Raw genomic sequence first — 19,831 nt, 5'->3', positions numbered from 1 at the left:
TCCGGTCCCCGGCATGGCGGACCACACCTCCCTGCCCGGCGTTCCCGCCCTCTCCGGCTCCCCGGTGCCGGCCGCCGGGCCGCCCGACCGGCTGGGCGTGTGGACCGCACGGGTGTGAAACATGATCGACTCAGCCGGTTCACGGCGATGGTCTTGCCCCGCTGTGTGACGGGGCTTACGTTCTCCTCTACGCACGTGTCTACGGGCGTAGAAACGCGTTGAGGCTCTCTGACGCCGCGTCGAAGGAGCAGCTCATGTCCCAAGTCGTACGCGCCGCACTCGTCCAGGCGACCTGGACCGGCGACACCGAATCCATGATCGCCAAGCATGAGGAGCATGCCCGCGAGGCCGCCCGTCAGGGCGCGAAGATCATCGGCTTCCAGGAGGTGTTCAACGCCCCCTACTTCTGTCAGGTGCAGGAACCCGAGCACTACCGCTGGGCCGAGCCCGTCCCGGACGGGCCGACCGTCCGCCGGATGCAGGAACTCGCCCGCGAGACCGGCATGGTGATCGTCGTGCCGGTCTTCGAGGTCGAGCAGGCCGGCTTCTACTACAACACCGCCGCCGTGATCGACGCCGACGGCTCCTATCTCGGCAAGTACCGCAAGCACCACATCCCGCAGGTCAAGGGGTTCTGGGAGAAGTACTACTTCAAGCCCGGGAACGTCGGCTGGCCCGTCTTCGACACCGCCGTCGGCAAGGTCGGCGTCTATATCTGCTACGACCGGCACTTCCCCGAGGGCTGGCGCCAACTCGGCCTCAACGGCGCCCAGTTGGTCTACAATCCGTCCGCCACCTCGCGCGGCCTCTCCGGCTACCTCTGGCAGCTGGAACAGCCCGCCTCCGCCGTCGCGAACGAGTACTTCGTCGCCGCGATCAACCGCGTCGGCCAGGAGGAGTACGGCGACAACGACTTCTACGGAACCAGCTACTTCGTCGACCCGCGCGGCCAGTTCGTCGGTGAGGTCGCCAGCGACAAGGAGGAGGAACTCGTCGTCCGCGACCTCGACTTCGGTCTCATCGACGAGGTCAGGCAGCAGTGGGCGTTCTACCGGGACCGCCGCCCCGACGCGTACGAAGGACTGGTGGAGCCGTGAGCAGCCTGCACCACCGGCATCTCGCCGTCAGCCCCGACTGGCTGGCGCTCTATTACAAGCGTCCCCTGGAGATCACCCACGGCGAGGGCCGGCACGTCTGGGACGCCGACGGCAGGCGCTACCTCGACTTCTTCGGCGGCATCCTCACCACCATGACCGCCCATGCCCTGCCCGAGGTGACCAAGGCGGTCGGTGAGCAGGCCGGCCGGATCATCCACTCGTCCACGCTCTACCTCAACCGGCCGATGGTGGAGCTGGCCGAACGCGTCGCCACGCTCTCCGGCATCCCGGACGCCAGGGTCTTCTTCACCACCTCCGGCACCGAGGCCAACGACACGGCACTGCTGCTCGCCACCACCTACCGAGGGTCCAACCAGGTCCTCGCCATGCGCAACAGCTATCACGGCAGGTCGTTCTCCGCCGTCGGCATCACCGGCAACAACGCCTGGTCGCCGACCAGCCTGTCGCCGTTGCAGACGCTGTACGTGCACGGCGGCGTCCGCACCCGGGGGCCGTACGAGCACCTCGGTGACACGGAGTTCATCAGGGCCTGCGTCGCCGATCTGGAGGACCTGCTCGGGCACACCCGGGCACCGGCCGCACTGATCGCCGAACCCATCCAGGGCGTCGGGGGATTCACCTCGCCGCCCGACGGGCTGTACGCGGCGTTCCGCCGGGTCCTGGACCGGCACGGCGTCCTGTGGATCTCCGACGAGGTGCAGACCGGCTGGGGCCGCACCGGCGAACACTTCTGGGGCTGGCAGGCGCACGCCGAGAACGGCCCGCCGGACATCCTCACCTTCGCCAAGGGCATCGGCAACGGCATGTCGATCGGCGGTGTCGTAGCCCGCGCCGAGGTCATGAACTGCCTGGACGCCAACTCCATTTCGACGTTCGGGGGTTCCCCGGTCACCATGGCGGCCGGTCTCGCCAACCTCTCCTACCTCCTCGAACATGATCTGCAGGGCAACGCCCGGCGCGTCGGCGGTCTGCTGATCGAGCGGCTGCGGGCGATCGGCGCGGCTTCGAGTTGCGTACGGGAGGTGCGCGGCCGGGGCCTGATGATCGGCATCGAACTGGTGAAACCCGGCACCGACGAGGCGAACCCGGAGGCCGCCGCGGCCGTGCTCGAAGCGGCCCGCGAGGGCGGTCTGCTCATCGGCAAGGGCGGCGGCCACAACACCAGCGTGCTGCGGATCGCGCCACCGCTCTCGCTGACCATCCCGGAGGCGGAGGAGGGCGCGGAGATCCTGGCCGAGGCCCTTCGCTCGGTGGACTGAGCGACGGGGGTGCGGGCGGCGGCCCGGCCGGTGGCTGTGTAGCTTGGCCGCCGTCGTACCCCCGGATCCGCTCAGGAGCACCACCATGTCCGAGAACCCCCACCCCGCCCCGTCCACCGCCCGGCCTGGTGCGTCGGCTGCCGACGCCGACGCGGTATGGGCCGTCCTCACCGCGATGTACGAGGCGTACGACGCGGGCGACCGCGCCGGGATCGACCGGGCACTCGATCCCGGGGCGACCGTCTGGGACTCCGCCGCCGACCCGCTCCTGTTCGGCAAGGCCGACCTCGACCGGATCCGCGACTCCCGCCCGGCGGCCGGCGAGGGGCCGCAGGAGACCGGCCTCACCGCGTACGACCGCACCGTCGACGTCTTCGGCGACATCGCCGTCCTGCGCTTCTGGCTCCGGGTCGACTTCGCCCCCGCCCCGGACGGCGCCCCGAACCGTCCCGAGCTCATCCGTAACACCGTGATCCTGCACCGGGCCGGGGCGTCCTGGCGGATCGTCCACCTCCACGAGGACGTGCGGCAGCCGGGGCCCGCCGGCTGACCCCGGGCGCTGCGCACGGCCGGATCCCCTGCACCGTGCGCAGCGCACAGCCGCCCGCCGCGCCCCGCCGATAGCGTCACGCCATTCCCCTGAGAAAGCCGGGAGGCGACATGACTTACCGGGTGGCCATGGACATCGGCGGCACATTCACCGATGTCGTCGCGTACGACGAGACGCGCGGCACCTTCGAAGCGGCGAAGACCCCCACCACGCCGGGAGACCTCGCCGAGGGCGTCTTCTCCTCGCTGGGCCGGGCGGTCGACGACCCCGCCGACATCTCCTTCTTCGTCCACGGCACCACCCAGGGCCTCAACGCCCTGCTGGAACGCAAGGGCGCCCGCGTCCTGCTGCTCGCCTCGGCGGGGCTGCGCGACGTCTACCAGATCGCCCGCGGCAACCGGGACCGCATGTTCGACCTGCACTACCGAAAGCCCGTACCGCTCGTGGACCGGTACGCCACCGCCGAGGCGGGGGGCCGCCTCGACTCGCGCGGCACCGAACTGGCCCCGCTCGACGAGGACGCCGTACGGGCCGCGGCCCGCCGCGCCCGCGACGAGGGCTTCGACGCCGTCGCCGTCGCGCTGCTCTTCTCCTACGTGAACCCCGCCCATGAGCTGCGGGCCGGCGAGATCCTCGCCGAGGAACTCGGCGACGACGTGATGATCGTGCTCTCCCACCAGGTGGCCCGCGAATGGCGTGAGTACGAACGCACCTCGTCCGCCGTCCTGGAGGCGTACACCGGCCCGGTCGTACGCCGCTACCTCGGCCGGATCGAGGACCGTTTCGCCACGCACGGGCTGACCGTTCCCGTACAGGTCATGCAGTCCTCCGGCGGCGTCGTCAACGCCTCCTTCGCCCGCCGCCACCCCCTCCAGACCCTGCTGTCCGGGCCGGTCGGCGGCACCATGGGCGGAGTCTCGGCCGCCGCGCTGCTGGGCCGGCCCAACGCGATCTGCGTCGACATGGGCGGCACCTCCTTCGACGTGTCCCTCGTGCTCGACGGCCGCCCCAACATCTCCAACGAGGGCGCCGCCGACGGCTTCCCCGTCCTCATGCCGCTCGTGGACCTGCACACCATCGGCGCGGGCGGCGGCTCCCTCGCCTATGCCGAAGGAGGCGGACTGCGCGTCGGCCCCGAATCCGCCGGCGCGGTACCCGGGCCCGCCTGCTACGGACGCGGTGGCACGCAGGCCACCGTCACCGACGCCAACGCCGTCCTCGGCCGTGTCGACCCCGACTGGTTCGCCGGCGGGCACATGACCCTCGACGCCGCTGCGGCCCACCGGGCCGTCGCGGAACTCGCCTCCGTCCTCGGCCTCGACCCCGTCGAGCTGGCCGGCGGCATCTGCGATGTCGCCAACGCCAAGATGGCCCAGGCGATCCGTACGCTCACCGTCGAACACGGCCTGGAACCACGCGAGTTCGTACTCCTCGCCTTCGGCGGGGCAGGGCCCATGCACGCCGTGGAGATCGCCCGCGAGCTCGGCATCGAGGAGGTCGTCGTACCGCGTTTCCCCGGCGCCTTCTCCGCCTGGGGCATGCTCGGCACCGAGGTCCGCCGCGACCTCACGCTCCAGTTCTTCACCCCCGGCGCCGGCCTCGACGGCACGGCGATGGCCGAGGCCCTCGCCGAACTGGCGGCCGAGGGCACCGAAGCCCTGACCGAGCAGGGCGTACCGGCGGATCGGCACCGTATCGAGCACGCCGTCGACATGCGGTACGAGGGCCAGGACTACACCCTGACCGTGCCGCTCACGGGCCCCGCCGAGCCCGCCGCCGAGGACTTCCTCGCATCGGTCGCCGCACGCTTCGCCGGGCTCCACGAACGCCGCTACGGCCACGCGACCCCCGAGGCCCCCGTCGAGTTCGTCACCCTGCGCACCACCGCGCTCGGCGGGATCCCCGAACTCGCTGCCGTCCCGTACGCCGCCGCGCCCGGCGAAGCCGCCGAAGCCGCCGTCAAACCGGTCGTCTTCGGCGGCACCGCGCACGACACCGCCGTACTGCGCCGCGAACACCTCGCCCCCGGGCAGTACATCCCCGGCCCCGCCGTCATCGTCGAGGCCACCTCCACCACCGTCGTCCCCCCGGACGCCACCGTCACCGTGGACGACAACGGATTCCTCGTCATCAAGCTCGGAGGCGTCGCATGACCACCGGCACCAACACCGCGGACGGACCGGCCACGGCCGCCGTGGACCCGATCACCACGGAGATCATCCGCTGCGCGCTGCTCCAGGCCGCCGAGGACATGAACACCACCCTGATCCGGTCCTCCTACACCCCGACCATCTACGAGGCCAAGGACTGTGCCGTCGCACTCCTGGACCGCGATCACAATGTCCTCGGCCAGTCCTCCGGCCTGCCGATCTTCCTCGGCAACCTGGAGGAGTGCACCCGCGCCACGGAGCGGATGTACGGCGCCGGGATCTGGCAACCGGGCGACGTGTGGGTGCTGAACGACTCGTACATCGGAGGCACGCACCTCAACGACGTCACCGTCTACGGCCCGATCTTCGTGAACGACGAACTGGTCGGCTTCGCGGCCTCCCGGGCCCACTGGATCGACATGGGCTCCAAGGACCCCGGCGGCTCCATGGACTCCACGTCGATCCATCAGGAGGGCCTGCGCATGGGCCCGTTGAAGATCTACGAGGACGGCGAACCCTGCGTACTCATCCATGACCTGATCTCACGTCAGGTCAGGTTCCCGCACCCCACCCTCGGCGACATGCGCGCCCAGGTCGCCTGCGCCCGGACCGGAGCCCGCAGACTCGCGGAGATCGTCGGACGATGGGGCGTGGACACCGTGCTCGCAGCCCGCGACGCCATCTTCGCCCAGACGGAACGGCTGGAACGCCGGGAGATCGCCGCGATCCCCGACGGCGTGTACGAGGCCACGGGACATCTCGACAACGACGGTATCGACCTCGGCACGCCCCTGCGCGTCACCGTCAAGGTCACCATCGACGGCGACCGCATGACGATGGACGTCACCGACTGCGCCGACCAGGCGACCGGGCCCGTCAACTGCGGTGCGGCGCAGACCGTCGCGGCCTGCCGGGTCGGTTACAAACTGCTCGTCAGCGGCGAAGTCCCCCTCAACGGAGGGTCGTTCAAGCCGCTCGACGTACTGACCCGGCCCGGCAGCATGCTCGCCGCCGTCGAACCGGCCGCCTGCCAGTACTACTACTCCCATCTCGGCCTCGTCATCGACCTGGTCGTCAAGGCGCTCGCCCCGGCCGTACCGGACCGCGCCGCCGCCGCCGGCTACGGCGACTCGATGATCGTCCAGTTCACCGGAACCGACCCGCGCAGCGGAAAGCTCTTCGTCTCCCAGGAGGCGACGGTCGGCGGCTGGGGTGCCTGGGAGGCGTCCGACGGCGAGTCCTGCCTGATCAACAACGTCAACGGCTCGCTGCGCGACATGCCCGTGGAGGTACTGGAGACCCTGTTCCCGGTACGCGTCGAGGAGTACGCGATCCGCCCCGACTCCGCGGGCGCCGGCCGTACCCGCGGCGGCAACGGAGTGGTGCGCCAGTACCGGTTCGCCGCCGACCAGCAGCTCTCCCTGTGGTGGGAGCGGTCGGTCACCCCCGCCTGGGGCATCTTCGGGGGCACCGCGGGGGCGGCGCCCCGGGTGACCCTCAACCCGGGCCGTGACGACCGGCGTTCACTGCTGAAGGCCAATGCGCTGAATGTGCGCGAGGGTGATGTACTGCGGTGCGAGAGCGGGGGTGGCGGCGGCTACGGCCCGGCGGGGGAGCGGGCGGCCGAGGAAGTGGCCGAGGACGTCCGGCAGGGCCTGCTGACGGCCGGACACGCAAAGACCGTGTACGGCGCCTGACGGACCGGCCGGGACGGTGGCGGAAGAGCCCGCGGCGGGCTCTTCCGCCACTGCCGTGTCCCCACACCGTTCCCCGTTCCCCGGCAGTCGGGCAATGGAGCCGCGGAGCAACGGCTCTCAGGACGCCGCGCCCTCGTCGCGCAGCAGTACCCGGCACGCCAGATGCAGTGCCAGCCGCTGCGACGCGTCGTCGGGGTCGAAACCCAGCGCGCGGATGCGCTCCAGCCGGGCGGCCACCGTGTTGCGGTGCACACCGAGCACCTCGGCCGCCGCCGTCGGGGCAGCGCCCGCGTCGAGGACGACCGCCAGCGTACGCAGCAGGGTGCCGTCCCGGTCCGCCGCGAGCAGCGGGGCGAGCACCACCTCCGCCGGACCGCGCAGCATCTCGGCCGGCACGGCGGACAGGAGCTGCGCCGCGCCCATCCGGTCCCCCCGCACCACTCTCCCCGGCTCCCCGGCGGCCGCCACCCCGGCCGCCGCACAGGCGTCGTTCAGGACCGGGCCGAGTGCCGCCGACGAGGCCGCCGTGCCCGCCACCCCGCCGGCGACCGGCACATAGGGGGCCACCGCGGTGAGCGCGTCGGCCAGCCGCCGGGTCGCCGCCTCCAGCGGATCCACCCCGTCCGCGGGGGCGACCGACTGCCAGGCCACCCAGCAACGTCCGTACGCGATCAGCGGTCCGCCCGGCCCCGCCGAGGCCCAGACCGCGCGCAGCGCGGGCCCGGGATCGGGGCCGTCCCAGCCGGCGACGGGACGCAGCGCGTAGCCGACGAGCGGGCCCCGGGCGGGCCAGCCCAGCGCGGCCGCCTCGGCACGCTCGTTCCCCGCGGATTCGTCATCACCCGCGGCCCCGGCGCCCGCCTCCAGCAGCCGATGCAGGAGCAACGCCGCGCGGTGGCCGGTCCGTTCGTCGTCCAGGCGACGCACCGCACACCAGGCGGTCAGCGGAGCGACCGCGAGGCGCAGCACGTCTCGCACCGTCTCGCCCCATCCCGCCACCCGCGAGCCCGACCGGGCGACCAGGGTGCCCAGCGAGCCACCGGCACCGTCCGGGACCTCCACCCGGACGGTGAGCGCACCGCCCTGCTCCGAGAGCGCGGCCCGCCGGCCGGCCAGCAGCTCACCCGTCGGCCCGGTCAGCGCGACCGCCGTGGACGGCAGCACCGCGTGCAGGGCGGACAGCACCCGCCCGGCGTGCGGCCCCGTGTCCGCGAGCGCGCGGGCCGCCTGGGCCACCAGCGCCGTGCGCCCGGCGTCGGGGCGGGCGACCGCGGAGGCGATCCGGACCGCGGCGTCCAGCGCGTCCTCGTCGATGACCAGCAGCGGCACCCCGAGCCGGTCGGCGAGCGCGCCCACGGAACCGGGCCGGCCCGCCGCCCCGGTGACCACGACGCAGGCCGCGGCGTGCTCCCAGGCCTTGCGCAGTGCCATCTCCACGGTCCAGCCCGCCGCCGCGACCCGCCCGGTCAGCACGACCGCGGTATGGGGTTCGACCGTGTCGAGCACCGATGTCCGGTCCACGATGCGCACCGAGCGGACCTCCGCGTCCCGCCCGCTCGCCCCGGCCATCCGGACCCCGGCGAGCCGTCCCTGCTGGACGAGCTCCGCGACGGTGAGCGGGCCCTCGCGGACCGGCCGGTTCACCATGGCTCCTCCTCCGTGCCCGGGGTGTCCACCGCGCCGGTACGGGCCAGCCGACGGCCCTCGGGCGTGTGCCAGGCGGGCGCGGCGGGGATGACCACCACCTCGACCTCCACCCCCGGCACCGCCCGCTCCACGTCCAGCACCCGCCGGTCGGCGGAGGCCGAAAGGATGAGGATCTGATCCGGGGCGGCGGCGATCGGTGCCCCGTCCGCCAGCGCCAGCAGAACCTCGTTGTGCGCCTCCAGCCGGAAGTGGCGGCCGATCCCCTCCGTCTCGGCGATCAGCACACTCGTCGGCCTCGACGGAAGCGCCGGCCACGGCGGGGCGGAACCGGGCCCGGTGGGGCCGTCCGGCTCCGGCGGCCCGTAGCCGTACGGATCGTCCTGGGCGCCGTCCGGGTGCTCCACCGACGTGATCCTGCCCCGGCACAGCCGCCGCGGCGACCACGGTGCGAACAGGTTGCCGGGCCGGGCCGAGCCCGCGCGGATCGCCCGGCCGACCGTGCCCGGCACCACGGATGCGGCCAGCACCTCGCCCGGCATCGCGTAGCAGACGGCCACCGCCCAGCCGCCGGCCGCGGGCACGAGCGGCCGCACCAGGTCCTCCACCCGCCCGCCCGCCGACTCCACCACGACCACATCGCCCGACGGGGTCGCCAGCGCGAGAGGCGCCGCGGCCACCCCGGCCAGCGTGAACGTCGACTGCTCCAGCAGCGGCAGTACCCGCCCGCAGCCGTCACCGTCGACCAGCGGCAGCCCGCAGTCGGCTGCCGCGGCCACCGACAGCAGGGCGTTCTCACCGGCCGTGTTCAGCGCGACGACCGCATCGGCGCGGGCACCCAGCAGCCGTTCCAGGGCGCGCACCGCCCGTACTGTCTCCGCGCCCGTCGGCAGCTGCTCGGCGAGCGCCGCCGACGAGCCGACCAGTGTCACGGTCACGCAGAGCCGCAACCCGCTCAGCTCGTCCGGGGCCAGCAGCCGCACCGGCCCGTGTGCGGCGACCGACGCCCGTGCCCAGTCCAGCGCCACCCGGAACGCCGATTCGGCCGCGCCCGCCGCCAGCACCAGCGACCCGGCCGCCAGCCGCTCCAGCACGGCGGCGTCCACCTGGGCCGGTGCGCCGGTCATGATGTCGCTCCCGCCGGTGCGCCCACGGCCCGGACCCTGATCCGGTGCACCCCGCCGGGGAGATACGAGACGGGTGTGTGGACGGTCCGGGCGACCCGGGCCCCGCCCGGCGCCGCGCCCGCCGACACGACCCGCGCCAGTGCCTGGTCACGGGCCAGAGCGATGACCCGGTCCAGTTCCGCGCGGCCCGGCGCGACCACCACCTGTTCCAGTTCCACCCGGGTGTCCGCACGCGCCGCGCCGTACGCGGCTGCCCGGATCCCGTCCGGCGTGCCCCCGAAGAGCGGGGCCGCGCCGCCCGCGTACAGCACCGTGCTGCCCGGCGAGCGCTCCAGCACACCGGCCACCAGCGCGTCCACCCGCTGCCGGGCGTCCGCGGGTGGTTCCTCGCCGCCGAACGGCAGGGTGTCCGGGCGGGGCCTGCCCACGTCCATCCAGAGTCCGCCGGGCCCCGGGCCCGCGTCCCCGGCTTCCAGTTCGCCGTGCGCGACGGCCGAGCAGCGGATCGCGGAGCCGGCCGCGTCCACCACGACGGCCCGCTCGGCGTCCGCCAGCAGCGCGGCTCCGCGCAGCGCGCAGGCCGTGGCGGAGGCGGTGGCGATCACGGGGTAGCGGCGGACGTACTCGGCGGAGACCAGACCGGCGTCGTCCCGGGCGAGGAAGAGCGGGGCCGTGATGCCACGCGCCCGCAGCGTCCGCTCGGCGGTGCCGGTGAGGTGCTCGGCCCAGGAACCGAGCGCGGCGTTGGCGGCCGCGGCGTTCTCGCGCTCGCGCAGGCCGGGGGAACCGATCTCGTACGAGAGGGTGATGTGTGCACCGGGCAGCAGGCCGGCGATCACGGAGGCCGCGGTCAGTTCGGGCTCCGGGCGGGCGGGTGACCCGGCCGCGCAGACGGCGAACGCGGTGATCGACGCCGCCCCGGCCTCCCGGGCGAACGCCTCGACACCGGCCCGGTCCAGCGGTGCCAGCGGCCGGCCGGTGAGCGACGAGCCGCCCGCGACCACCCGGGTCAGCCCGCCCGGACGCGGCGACGGGCCGAGCGCGGGGTGGGCGGCGGGCGAGATGCGGAGCACGGCGACGGGCGACGCAGTGCCCGGCGTTCGGTCGAGATCGGTCGTGAGACAGACGACATCGGCACGTTCGTACGGGGCGTTCCCGAGGCCGTCCAGCGCGTCGAGGACATCGCGCAGCGAGCGGTCGAGGGAGGCCGACGAATCGACCACGGCATGGACCGCCGGAGCACCGCCGGGGCGTACGAGCACGGCGACCGTCGTCGTACGCCCCACGTCCACACCCAGTCTCACCTGCGTCATCCTGCCATCACGTCCCGGGGACCGCGCCGTGGAGAGCGTCTGCCGGGCCGGTACGGGGCGGCAGGCCGGGCAGGCGCCGGTATGGGTGCCACGGTCCGGGCCGTCACTCCAGGTCCCGGCCCTCGGTCTCCGGCAGCGGGGCGGCGAAGAGCAGCGCCACCACCAGGAAGGCCGTGATGAACAGGATCGTCGTGGAGAACCCGGTCGCCTGCGCCAGCAGAAAGCCGACCACCGACGGGGCGAGGGAGGTCGCGACGAGCTGGGCGGCGGTGGCCCAGGAGTACCCCGTACCGCGCAGCGCGGTCGGGAAGAACTCGCCGTTCCAGGTGTTCCAGACGCCCCAGGCGCCGAGGCTGAAGAAGGCGAGGGCGAAGTTGGCGATGTACAGCTCGGTCATGGAGCTGGAGTAGGCGAAGAAGATTCCGCTGATCGCGGCGAGCGCCACGTACGGCAGGAAGACCTTCTTGCGGCCGAAGCGTCCGGTCAGCAGCGACGCCGAGACATAGCCGGGGATCATGAACAGCGCGCTCAGCGCGACGAAGCCGAGACTCGCCGACATGCTGAGGCCCTTGTCCTGGAGCAGCGTCGGCAGCCAGGTCTGCAGGCCCCAGTAGCCCCAGTTGAAGGTGAAGTTCACGACGAGCATCAGGACCGTGATCCGCAGCAGCCCGCCACGCAGCAGCTCCACCGGCCGTCCGGAGCGCTCGGGCGCGACGACCGCGAAGCGGGTGCCGTCGGGGACGTCGGCGCCCAGCCTGCGCAGCACGGCCGCGGCGTCGTCGTGCCGGTTCTGCGCGGCCAGCCAGTACGGGGATTCCGGAACCCAGGCGCGGATCGCGAAGACCCAGAGCCCGGCCAGGGCGGAGGCGACGGCAACCACGTGCCAGCCCAGGCCGCCCAGCAACTGCGTCACGCCGACCGCGGCCAGTACCCCGATCGGCCAGCCGATCGACAGATAGACCGCGGCCCGGCCACGCATCCGGGACGGCAGCAGCTCCAGGAAGTACGGGAAGGTGACCGTGTAGATCCCGGCCAGCGCCAGACCCGACAGCACCCGGGTGATCAGCAGGACCGTGAAGTTCGGGGAGAACGCGGAGGCCAGCGCGACGACTCCGTAGGCGGACAGGCTCCACAGACACACCGCGCGCCGGCCGATCCGGTCCGAGACCGGGCCCCAGACCAGCGCGCCGGGGATCATGCCGAGCGCGACGGCGGAGAGCACCCAGCCGATCCGGCCGGTGTCGATGGAGAACGCGTCACCGAGATCGCCGGAGACATAGACGAGGGCGAGCTGCTCCCACGACTCGATGACGAAGGCCATGAACAGGGCCAGCGCCGCCAGTACATGGGCGCGTCCGAGCGGCATGGCCTCGAAGTAGGAACCGATGGGCCGCGGCCCGGCGGCCTGGCCCGGCCCCGTCTCCAGGGGTTCTCCGGTTGCACCGGAACGTGCGGTTGTCGCGCTCACCGGCTGTCCTCCTGGCTTTCGTACCGGCCGAATCGCCCCTCGGCGATTGGGGATGGCGGCACAGTAGACAGGCCCGGGAGCGGGAACCTGTGCGCAGCGCACAGCGGAGGGGAGGGCCGCTGTGCTGTGTGCCCCGGCGGCCCGGGAAGGGGCCGCGCCGGCGGGAACCGCCACGGTAACCCGGTGCGGGCGCGCGCGGGCGGGGCCGTGTCCGCGCGCACGTCACGGCCGGGCCGCGGCCGGGGCGGCTGAGCACCGACATCGCCGTCGGTGACATACTCGTCGCCCCCGGCCGGTGGCTCCGGGGCCCGGCCGGACGGTCAGCCCCGGTGGCCGGTGGGGCGGGTGAGGTCCAGCGAGTGGACCGGGTCGAGCTCGCCGTAGTACGCGAGGTGCTTGTAGCGCACATCGGTGACGGTCAGCGTGGCCCCGGCGACGCCCCGGCCCACCGTTGCCCTGAAGCGGACCGAGCCGTCCTTCTTCGTGGTGCCGGTCAGCTTGCGCACCTTGCCGCCGGCCGTCAGCTCGGCCGTGACCTCGGCGCCCTTCACCGGCTTGCCCTGCGCGGTCCTCACCACACCGGTCGCGGTGACCTTCCAGGCCGACTCGGAGCCGGGCCTGCCGAGGAGCACGGTGTCGGCCTTCAGCGAGGCGACCGCGAGCTCCGACGGCGGGTTGGGCCGGCCGAAGGCGACCTGGTCGACGGTCCAGAAGGCGCTGTTGGTGCCGGTGTAGCGGAAGCTCAGCCGGGCCGTCCGCGCGCCCTGCGGAACGGACAGCTCAAGACGCTCGACGGTGTTGCTGTCGGCCCGGTAGGACTTGATGAGCTGCGGGGTGCCGCCGTCGTAGGAGACGTAGACATCGCCGGTCTGCGGACCGTCGACCCGGTAGTTCGTCGCGTACGACACGGTCGCCTTCGCCGCGCCGTTCAGCCTGTACACGGGGCTGACCAGGGTGGAGTCGAACTGTCCGGCGTCGTGCGCCTTGTCGTCCCACTCGTCGGAGTCGGCGACCGCGAACACATTGCGGGCTCGGACGTTCGTCTCGCGGCCCTGGCCGCGTTCGGCGTTGGTCCAGAACTCGTCCGTGGCGAAGGACCAGCCGCGCCACTCGGTGACGCCGCCGGCCGGCATCTTCGAGTTGTCGATCGACCAGCCCTCGGGCGCGGTGCTGGTCCACCCCTTGGCGTCGGCCGGGAGCCGGGTCTCGTCGACGGGAGTGCGCAGCGAGGGGCGCAGCGCGTCGAAGGCGTCCGGCTTCAGCTCGGCGAGCGAGGTGCCGTCGAGGTTCCAGGCGGGGTCGGTGGCGACGCCCTCGTGGCGCAGCACGGTGGGCGCGATGTCGGTGATCCTGACGTCGTCGCGCACCGAGCCGGGCCGGATGCCCTTGCCCTGGGCGATCACGAACGTGCCGCGCTCCAGCGGGGTGTTGCCGCCGTGTCCGCCGGTGGGGGTGTGGCCGTGGTCGGCGGTGACGACGACGAGCCAGTCCTCGTCCGCGTACGTCGGCCGTGAGGTCACCGCGTCGAGCAGGCGGCCGATCTGGCCGTCGGCGGTGTTGAGGGCCTTGAGGTAGGCGTCGCTCGCGGAGCCGCTGCTGTGGCCGGCGCCGTCGACCTCGTCGAGGTGGACGAAGGTGGAGTCGGGGTTGCCGTGCGCGAGAAGGTCGGCTGCCTTGGCCGTGGTGCCCTCGTCGTTGCCGCCGGCGATCCGCAGATCGGTCTTCGCACCGAAGACGATCTGGGGGATCGGGCTCCAGGTGCCGACGACCAGGGTGGACGTGGCCGGGTCGGCGGTCTCCAGCCGGGTCGCGTAGTCCGGGTACCGGCCGTAGTCCGGGGCCGTGAAGTTGTTGTCCTTCACGTTGTGCTTGTCGGGCCAGACGCCGGTGGCGATGGACGACCAGCCGGCGCCGGAGACGGTCGGGGCCATCGGGTCGGCGTACAGGTTGCTCCGGGCGGTCAGGCCCTTGGCCATCAGCTGCTTGAGGTTCGGTACGTCGGCGCGCGAGAAGGCGTCGAAGGTGGCACCGTCCACGCCGATGACCAGGGTCTTCGTCTGCTTGGTGCCGGACGGCAGGCCGGCGTACGAGGCGGCGGCCGGGGCCTTGGACCCCTGGGCGTGGGCGGCGGTGGTGACGAGCGGCAGTGCGACGGCGGCGACGGTGGCGGCGGCCAGCACCGTACGCGCGGAGCGCGACAGGGACACGTGATCCTCCGGGATCGGTCGTTGGACACCGGACAACGGGGGTGTCCGGTGATGTGTCCGAGGCTCGCCGTCGGTGGTGATCGGATCACGCCGCGTACGGGACGGGCGCATGAACCGTACTCAACATTTGGACCAGACCCGTAATCATTCCGTTATTCAGCGATGGTCATGGTCATCTGTTCAGCGATGGTCATGGTCATCGCCGCGCCTGTGGGCCGGTGGAGTGCCGGGCGGATGAAACAGAAACGTCTTCAGCGGTTAGCGGCAGCGGTATTGCCACAGTGGGTAACCCACTTCTACGTTCTTCATCACGCACCTTGTCTACGTGCGTAGACCCATTCCGCCACGAGTGAGGAGGGGTACATGAGCCGCACCGTCATCCACGGTGGTCTCGTCATCACCGCGTCCGACGAACTGCATGCCGACGTACTCATCGAGGGCGGCCGCATCGTGGCCCTCGCGGCGCACGACAGCGACGCGGCCGAGAGCTGGAGCGCCGACCGGAGGATCGACGCCACCGGCAAGTACGTCATCCCGGGCGGTGTCGACGCGCACACTCACATGGAGATGCCGTTCGGCGGCACCTACGCCGCCGACACCTTCGAGACCGGCACCCGGGCGGCCGCCTGGGGCGGCACCACCACGATCGTCGACTTCGCCATCCAGTCCGTGGGCCGCGCCGTCCGCGAGGGGCTCGACACCTGGTACGCGAAGGCCGACGGCAACTGCGCCATCGACTACGCCTTCCACATGATCCTCTCCGATGTGAACGAGTCCTCGCTCAAGGAGATGGACCTGCTGGTGTCGGAGGGGGTCACCTCCTTCAAGCTGTTCATGGCCTATCCAGGCGTCTTCTACAGCGACGACGGCCAGATCCTGCGCGCCATGCAGCGGGCCTCCCACAACGGCGGCCTGATCATGATGCACGCGGAGAACGGCATCGCCATCGACGTACTCGTCGAACAGGCCCTCGCCGAGGGCCGCACCGACCCGCGCCACCACGGCGACGTACGCAAGGTGGCACTGGAGGCCGAGGCCACCCACCGCGCCGTGCAGCTCGCCCGCGTCGCCGGATCCCCGCTGTACATCGTGCACGTCTCCGCGGACGAGGCGGTCGCCGAGGTCGCCGCCGCCCGCCACAAGGGACTTCCGGTCTTCGGCGAGACCTGCCCGCAGTACCTCTTCCTCTCCACCGACAACCTCGCCGAGCCTGACTTCGAGGGCGCCAAGTACGTCTGCTCCACCCCGCTGCGGCCCAGGGAGCACCAGGAAGCGCTCTGGCGGGGGCTCAGGAACAACGAACTCCAGGTCGTCTCCACCGACCACTGCCCCTTCTGCTTCTCCGGCCAGAAGGAGATGGGCCGCGGCGACTTCTCGAAGATCCCCAACGGAATGCCCGGCGTGGAGAACCGGATGGACCTCCTGCACCAGGCGGTCGTGGACGGTCACATCTCGCGCCGCCGCTGGATCGAGATCGCCTGCGCCTCCCCGGCCCGGATGTTCGGCCTCTACCCGAAGAAGGGCACCATCGCCCCGGGCGCCGACGCCGACGTCGTCATCTACGACCCGGCGGCCGAACAGACCATCTCCGCCGAGACCCACCACATGAACGTCGACTACTCGGCGTACGAGGGGAAGCGGATCACCGGGCAGGTCGAGACGGTTCTTTCGCGCGGTGAAGTCGTCATCGACTCAAGGAAGTTCACCGGCCGGGCCGGACACGGCATGTACACCCCGCGAGCCACCTGTCAGTACCTGGACTAGGAGCACCCGTCATGGACTTCGGACTCGTCCTCCAGACCGATCCGCCCGCCTCGGCCGTCGTCGGCCTGATGCGCCGCGCCGAACGCAACGGCTTCCGCTACGGCTGGACCTTCGACTCGACGGTGCTCTGGCAGGAACCGTTCGTCATCTACAGCCAGATCCTCGAACACACCGAACGCCTCGTCGTCGGCCCCATGGTGACCAACCCCGGCACCCGCACCTGGGAGGTGACCGCTTCCACCTTCGCCACCCTCAACGACATGTTCGGCAACCGCACCGTCTGCGGCATCGGACGGGGCGACTCGGCGATGCGCGTCGCCGGCCGCAGCCCCAACACCCTGGCCCGGCTCGGCGAGGCCATCGATGTCATCCGCGACCTCGCCGAGGGCCGGGAGGCCACCGTCGACGGGCAGCCGGTCCAGATCCCCTGGGTGAAGGACGGCAGACTGCCCGTCTGGATGGGCGCGTACGGCCCGAAGGCGCTCGCCCTGGCCGGACAGAAGGCCGACGGCTTCATCCTCCAGCTCGCGGACCCGTTCCTCACCGAGTGGATGATCAAAGCGGTACGGGACGCGGCGGCCGAGGCCGGCCGCGACCCCGGCTCCGTGACCATCTGCGTCGCCGCCCCCGCCTACGTCGGCGACGACCTCGACCACGCCCGCGAGCAGTGCCGCTGGTTCGGCGGCATGGTCGGCAACCACGTCGCGGACCTCGTCTCCCGGTACGGCGCGCACTCCGGGCTCGTCCCCGAGGCCCTGACCGAGTACATCGCCGGGCGGTCCGGATACGACTACAGCCACCACGGCCGGGCCGGCAACCCCGACACCACCTTCGTACCGGACGAGATCGTCGACCGGTTCTGCCTGCTGGGCCCCGCCGAGGCGCACATCGAGAAGCTGCGGGCCCTGCGCGACCTGGGCGTCGACCAGTTCGCGCTCTACAACATGCACGACGCGCGCGAGGCGACGATCGACGCCTACGGTGCGCGGATCATCCCCGCTCTGTCCGACTGACCCGCCCCCGTCCCGAGCGAAGGGTCCAGCCGCCATGACATCGACCGTCCCACCCCTTCCACCGCAGGACCCGATACCCGACGCCTCGGGCCGCATCGAACTCGCCCCCGGCGCCGTTCCCACCGACAACCGGTTCGTCAACGAGGACCTGTTGCCCGTTCCGCTGGAACGGCGCCGCTGGACGACGTACAACTTCACCGCGCTCTGGGTGGGCATGGCCCACAACATCCCGTCCTGGCTGCTCGCCTCCGGCCTGGTGGCCCTCGGCATGGACTGGAAACAGGCCGTGTTCACCATCGCGCTGGCCAACCTGATCGTGCTCGGGCCAATGCTGCTCACCGGGCACGCCGGACCCAAGTACGGCATCCCCTTCCCGGTGCTGGCCCGCGCCTCCTTCGGGCTGCGCGGCGCCAATCTGCCCGCCCTGATCCGGGCCGCGGTGGCCTGCGCCTGGTTCGGCATCCAGACCTGGATCGGCGGCGTCGGCATCTTCACCCTGCTGGGGAAGATCTTCGGCGGCTGGGCGAAGGCGTCCGAGATCGGCGGCCAGCCGTGGACGCTCTGGCTCTGCTTCGTCCTCTTCTGGGCGCTCGAACTCGCCATCATCTACCGGGGGATGGACGCTCTGCGCCGGTTCGAGAACTGGGCGGCACCGTTCGTCATCGTCGGCGCCGTCGTGCTGCTGGTCTGGGTCGCCGTCAAGGCGGGCGGCTTCGGCCCGCTGCTCGACCAGCCCTCGAAGCTCGGCTGGGGCAAGGAGTTCTGGCCGGTCTTCTTCCCCTCGCTGATGGGCATGATCGCCTTCTGGGCCACCCTCTCGCTGAACATCCCCGACTTCACCCGCTTCGGAGCCGGCCAACGCGCCCAGATCCGGGGCCAGTCGCTCGGCCTGCCGACCACGATGACGCTCTTCGCCCTGCTCTCGGTCCTGGTCACCTCCGGATCGCAGGCGGTGTACGGGGAAGCCATCTGGGATCCGGTCCAGCTCGTGGCCCGGACCGACAATGTCTTCGGGCTGCTCTACGCCCTGGTGACGGTGCTGGTCGCGACGGTCTCCGTGAACATCGCGGCCAACGTCGTGTCGCCCGCGTACGACCTGGCGAATCTCGCGCCCCGGTTCATCAACTTCCGTACCGGCGCGCTGATCACGGGCGTCGTCGGCGTCCTCATCATGCCGTGGAAGCTCACCGAGACACCCGAGCTGTACATCTTCACCTGGCTCGGGCTGGTCGGCGGTCTGCTCGGTACGGTCGCGGGCATCCTGATCGCCGACTACTGGATCGTCCGCCGCACCGTGCTCGACCTCGCGGACCTCTACCGCCCCGGCGGCCGCTACTGGTACACCAACGGCTGGAACTGGCGGGCTGTCGCGGCGTTCACCGTCGGCGGCGTCCTCGCCATCGGGGGCTCCCACTCCGCACCCGGGACGGGCCCGTTCCCGGCCGGCGGGCTGATTCCGTTCCTGAAACCGCTCGCGGACTACGGCTGGGCGGTCGGGCTCGCCTCGTCGCTGGTGCTGTACGTGCTGCTCAGCGGCCGGCCCGGCGTCACACCGGCGCGGACGTACGGCCCAGCAGGGCGCTGATGTCGTACGTCTGGTCCGGCGGCGGCGTGGTCGTGGGCACCGGCTTGTCGAAGGCCGAGAAGCCCACGACCGCGTCCGCCCCATCGCCCCGGACCGTGATCCTCAAGGGGTACGGCTTGCCGGTGGCCGCGACGTCCATCGTCAGCGTCCGACCGTCCCGCATCCTGGTCAGCGGCACCACCGGAGTTCCGTCGAGCGTGGTCCTGCGGCCCTTGTTCAGCGTCCCCCGGTCGTTGTCCGCGTTGTCGCTGACCAGCTTCCGGAACGTGTCCAGATCGCAGCCGTTCGACAGATTGCGCAGCCTCGGGTCGTCGGCCGAACCCTTCATGTAGCGCCCGTTCAGGATCGCGGCGAAGGCCGAACCACCGCCCGGGACCTGGTTCTTCCAGAAGTTCGCATCCGGCTTGATCCAGACGTCGTCGCCGCGCTTCACGATCCGGACCGACCCCTGCCTGTTGCCGAGATCCACCGATCCGTTGCAGTTGCCGTCCCGGTCCAGGGACAGCTCCAGGGTCATCGGCGGGCCGTGGTCGCCGAACTCGCCGCGGGCGCTCAGGTGCAGGGAACGGGCGCTCAGCAGGGCGTCGCGGGAGCGGTCCGCGATCTGCTGCGCGGAGAGTTTGTCGATGCCATCGTCCGCCCGTGCCGCACCACCGCCCAGGACGCTGCCGCCGGTGATTCCCAGCACGACGGCCGCCGCCCAGGCGGCCCGGAGTGTGCCGCTGTGTCGACCGGTCACGTCGCCTCCCTGGTAGTACCCGTAGGGCCTGTTCAGGTGCCATCCGATTCTTCCGAGCGTACGCCGGGGCGGATGTGGTCGCGCGGCGGAGCACACCACCACGGCGTATACACAGTGTGATGTTTTGCCTCGTTTTGGGCCGCAGGGGGTTGGGGACGGTTGTCGGCGCACCGGGTTCGTCATCAGCGAGGAGGAAC

14 protein-coding genes are annotated in these 19,831 nt (G+C 71.9%); 8 read left to right on the top strand and 6 right to left on the bottom strand.

Translation table 11 applies throughout. The annotated features are described in order from the left end of the window. Window positions 1–254 precede the first annotated feature (254 nt). The 5 genes from ACFVH0_RS22365 to ACFVH0_RS22345 all read left to right on the top strand — a co-directional run bounded on the left by ACFVH0_RS22365 (window position 255) and on the right by ACFVH0_RS22345 (window position 6,774). Window positions 255–1,097 (top strand): nitrilase-related carbon-nitrogen hydrolase, encoded by an 843-nt coding sequence (locus tag ACFVH0_RS22365; RefSeq protein WP_385822593.1) that lies wholly within the window; start codon window positions 255–257, stop codon window positions 1,095–1,097. Further along, the gene (locus tag ACFVH0_RS22360; RefSeq protein WP_385822592.1) at window positions 1,094–2,377 is read left to right on the top strand and encodes an aspartate aminotransferase family protein; all 1,284 of its coding nucleotides are present in this window, start codon (window positions 1,094–1,096) and stop codon (window positions 2,375–2,377) included. Before ACFVH0_RS22365 ends, ACFVH0_RS22360 begins: the two co-directional genes overlap by 4 nt. 85 nt (window positions 2,378–2,462) lie before the next feature. Then, on the top strand, window positions 2,463–2,927 hold the full coding sequence (locus ACFVH0_RS22355; protein WP_385822590.1) for a nuclear transport factor 2 family protein: 465 nt from the start codon (window positions 2,463–2,465) through the stop codon (window positions 2,925–2,927). Between the two features lie 110 nt (window positions 2,928–3,037). Beyond that, window positions 3,038–5,080: a hydantoinase/oxoprolinase family protein gene (locus ACFVH0_RS22350; protein WP_385822588.1), complete on the top strand. Its 2,043-nt coding sequence runs from the start codon at window positions 3,038–3,040 to the stop codon at window positions 5,078–5,080. After that, window positions 5,077–6,774 (top strand): hydantoinase B/oxoprolinase family protein, encoded by a 1,698-nt coding sequence (locus ACFVH0_RS22345; RefSeq protein WP_385822587.1) that lies wholly within the window; start codon window positions 5,077–5,079, stop codon window positions 6,772–6,774. The genes ACFVH0_RS22350 and ACFVH0_RS22345 overlap by 4 nt, the downstream gene beginning before the upstream one ends. A 117-nt stretch (window positions 6,775–6,891) precedes the next feature. On the opposite strand, the gene ACFVH0_RS22340 is transcribed toward ACFVH0_RS22345, so the two are convergent. From ACFVH0_RS22340 to ACFVH0_RS22320, 5 genes are all read right to left on the bottom strand, one after another. Then, window positions 6,892–8,421: a helix-turn-helix domain-containing protein gene (locus tag ACFVH0_RS22340; RefSeq protein WP_385822586.1), complete on the bottom strand. Its 1,530-nt coding sequence runs from the start codon at window positions 8,419–8,421 to the stop codon at window positions 6,892–6,894. After that, window positions 8,415–9,545, bottom strand: coding sequence for a DUF917 domain-containing protein (locus ACFVH0_RS22335; protein WP_385822584.1), 1,131 nt, complete (start codon window positions 9,543–9,545; stop codon window positions 8,415–8,417). The genes ACFVH0_RS22340 and ACFVH0_RS22335 overlap by 7 nt, the downstream gene beginning before the upstream one ends. Continuing rightward, complete coding sequence (locus ACFVH0_RS22330) at window positions 9,542–10,858, bottom strand: hypothetical protein (RefSeq protein ID WP_385822582.1); 1,317 nt, start codon at window positions 10,856–10,858, stop codon at window positions 9,542–9,544. Before ACFVH0_RS22330 ends, ACFVH0_RS22335 begins: the two co-directional genes overlap by 4 nt. Window positions 10,859–10,961: 103 nt before the next feature. Continuing rightward, window positions 10,962–12,326 carry an MFS transporter gene (locus ACFVH0_RS22325; protein WP_385822580.1) on the bottom strand — a complete coding sequence of 455 codons (1,365 nt, stop codon included), beginning with the start codon at window positions 12,324–12,326 and terminating at the stop codon, window positions 10,962–10,964. A 320-nt stretch (window positions 12,327–12,646) separates the two neighbouring features. Beyond that, the gene (locus ACFVH0_RS22320; RefSeq protein ID WP_385822578.1) at window positions 12,647–14,533 is read right to left on the bottom strand and encodes an alkaline phosphatase family protein; all 1,887 of its coding nucleotides are present in this window, start codon (window positions 14,531–14,533) and stop codon (window positions 12,647–12,649) included. 363 nt (window positions 14,534–14,896) lie between these two features. On the opposite strand from ACFVH0_RS22320, the gene hydA reads away from it, so the two are divergent. Genes hydA through ACFVH0_RS22305 form a run of 3 tightly spaced genes read left to right on the top strand, consistent with a single transcriptional unit; the run spans window position 14,897 to window position 18,895 of the window. Then, window positions 14,897–16,297, top strand: a complete 1,401-nt coding sequence (gene hydA / locus ACFVH0_RS22315) for a dihydropyrimidinase (RefSeq protein ID WP_385822576.1) — start codon at window positions 14,897–14,899, stop codon at window positions 16,295–16,297. 11 nt (window positions 16,298–16,308) lie between these two features. Then, window positions 16,309–17,310, top strand: coding sequence for a TIGR03842 family LLM class F420-dependent oxidoreductase (locus tag ACFVH0_RS22310; RefSeq protein WP_385822574.1), 1,002 nt, complete (start codon window positions 16,309–16,311; stop codon window positions 17,308–17,310). Window positions 17,311–17,344: 34 nt separating this feature from the next. Continuing rightward, a complete protein-coding gene (locus ACFVH0_RS22305) occupies window positions 17,345–18,895 on the top strand; it encodes an NCS1 family nucleobase:cation symporter-1 (protein WP_385822572.1) in 1,551 nt (516 codons plus the stop codon). Here ACFVH0_RS22305 and ACFVH0_RS22300 read toward each other — a convergent pair. After that, the gene (locus ACFVH0_RS22300; RefSeq protein WP_385822570.1) at window positions 18,858–19,634 is read right to left on the bottom strand and encodes a hypothetical protein; all 777 of its coding nucleotides are present in this window, start codon (window positions 19,632–19,634) and stop codon (window positions 18,858–18,860) included. The genes ACFVH0_RS22305 and ACFVH0_RS22300 overlap by 38 nt on opposite strands. Window positions 19,635–19,831 lie beyond the last annotated feature (197 nt).

It is taken from the genome of Streptomyces sp. NPDC127117 (genome assembly GCF_042677325.1).
Lineage (GTDB): Bacteria > Actinomycetota > Actinomycetes > Streptomycetales > Streptomycetaceae > Streptomyces.
This window is presented reverse-complemented; position numbering and strand designations above follow the sequence as displayed.

Coding starts and splice junctions, on each gene's coding strand:
- ACFVH0_RS22330 (WP_385822582.1), bottom strand. CDS start 10,858: ATGACGCAGGTGAGACTGGGTGTGGACGTGGGGCGTACGACGACGGTC.
- ACFVH0_RS22340 (WP_385822586.1), bottom strand. CDS start 8,421: ATGGTGAACCGGCCGGTCCGCGAGGGCCCGCTCACCGTCGCGGAGCTC.
- hydA (WP_385822576.1), top strand. CDS start 14,897: ATGAGCCGCACCGTCATCCACGGTGGTCTCGTCATCACCGCGTCCGAC.
- ACFVH0_RS22305 (WP_385822572.1), top strand. CDS start 17,345: ATGACATCGACCGTCCCACCCCTTCCACCGCAGGACCCGATACCCGAC.
- ACFVH0_RS22350 (WP_385822588.1), top strand. CDS start 3,038: ATGACTTACCGGGTGGCCATGGACATCGGCGGCACATTCACCGATGTC.
- ACFVH0_RS22355 (WP_385822590.1), top strand. CDS start 2,463: ATGTCCGAGAACCCCCACCCCGCCCCGTCCACCGCCCGGCCTGGTGCG.
- ACFVH0_RS22345 (WP_385822587.1), top strand. CDS start 5,077: ATGACCACCGGCACCAACACCGCGGACGGACCGGCCACGGCCGCCGTG.
- ACFVH0_RS22365 (WP_385822593.1), top strand. CDS start 255: ATGTCCCAAGTCGTACGCGCCGCACTCGTCCAGGCGACCTGGACCGGC.
- ACFVH0_RS22335 (WP_385822584.1), bottom strand. CDS start 9,545: ATGACCGGCGCACCGGCCCAGGTGGACGCCGCCGTGCTGGAGCGGCTG.
- ACFVH0_RS22310 (WP_385822574.1), top strand. CDS start 16,309: ATGGACTTCGGACTCGTCCTCCAGACCGATCCGCCCGCCTCGGCCGTC.